The sequence below is a fragment of the Fictibacillus sp. 5RED26 genome (assembly GCF_015903895.1).
GTDB classification, from domain to species: domain Bacteria; phylum Bacillota; class Bacilli; order Bacillales; family Fictibacillaceae; genus Fictibacillus; species Fictibacillus phosphorivorans.
Genome location: NZ_JACZDU010000023.1, coordinates 1 through 1,385, shown reverse-complemented (window position 1 = coordinate 1,385; position 1,385 = coordinate 1). Strand labels below are relative to the sequence as shown.

The 1,385-nt window shown below is 53.5% G+C and carries 1 rRNA gene; it reads left to right on the top strand.

Going from position 1 to position 1,385, the window contains the following annotated elements:
• Positions 1-1,380, top strand: a 23S ribosomal RNA gene (locus IHV10_RS22595); the annotation flags it as partial.
• Positions 1,381-1,385 lie beyond the last annotated feature (5 nt).

Below are 1,385 nucleotides of genomic sequence, written 5' to 3'. Positions count from 1 at the left end.
AAGGCTGAGCTGTGATGGCGAGGGAAATTTTAGTACCGAAGTCCCTGATCCTACACTGCCAAGAAAAGCCTCTAGTGAGGAAAGAGGTGCCCGTACCGCAAACCGACACAGGTAGGCGAGGAGAGAATCCTAAGATGATCGGGAGAACTCTCGTTAAGGAACTCGGCAAAATGACCCCGTAACTTCGGGAGAAGGGGTGCTCTGATAGGGTTTATCGCCCGAGAGAGCCGCAGTGAATAGATCCAAGCGACTGTTTAGCAAAAACACAGGTCTCTGCGAAACCGCAAGGTGAAGTATAGGGGCTGACACCTGCCCGGTGCTGGAAGGTTAAGAGGAGGGGTTATCCCTTTTGGGAGAAGCTCTGAATTGAAGCCCCAGTAAACGGCGGCCGTAACTATAACGGTCCTAAGGTAGCGAAATTCCTTGTCGGGTAAGTTCCGACCCGCACGAAAGGTGTAACGACTTGGATACTGTCTCAACGAGAGACCCGGTGAAATTATAGTACCTGTGAAGATGCAGGTTACCCGCGACAGGACGGAAAGACCCCATGGAGCTTTACTGCAACTTGATATTGGATTTTGGTACAGCTTGTACAGGATAGGTAGGAGCCTGAGAAGCCGGAGCGCCAGCTTCGGTGGAGGCGTCGGTGGGATACTACCCTGGCTGTATTGAAATTCTAACCTTGGACCGTAATCCGGTTCGGAGACAGTGTCAGGTGGGCAGTTTGACTGGGGCGGTCGCCTCCTAAACAGTAACGGAGGCGCCCAAAGGTTCCCTCAGAATGGTTGGAAATCATTCGCAGAGTGTAAAGGCACAAGGGAGCTTGACTGCGAGACCTACAAGTCGAGCAGGGACGAAAGTCGGGCTTAGTGATCCGGTGGTTCCGCATGGAAGGGCCATCGCTCAACGGATAAAAGCTACCCTGGGGATAACAGGCTTATCTCCCCCAAGAGTCCACATCGACGGGGAGGTTTGGCACCTCGATGTCGGCTCATCGCATCCTGGGGCTGAAGTAGGTCCCAAGGGTTGGGCTGTTCGCCCATTAAAGCGGTACGCGAGCTGGGTTCAGAACGTCGTGAGACAGTTCGGTCCCTATCCGTCGCGGGCGCAGGAAATTTGAGAGGAGCTGTCCTTAGTACGAGAGGACCGGGATGGACACACCGCTGGTGTACCAGTTGTTCCGCCAGGGGCATAGCTGGGTAGCTACGTGTGGACGGGATAAGTGCTGAAAGCATCTAAGCATGAAGCCCCCCTCAAGATGAGATTTCCCATCACGCAAGTGAGTAAGACCCCTTAGAGATGATGAGGTTGATAGGTCTGGTGTGGAAGCGTGGTGACACGTGGAGCTGACAGATACTAATCGGTCGAGGGCTTATCCTTAAAAA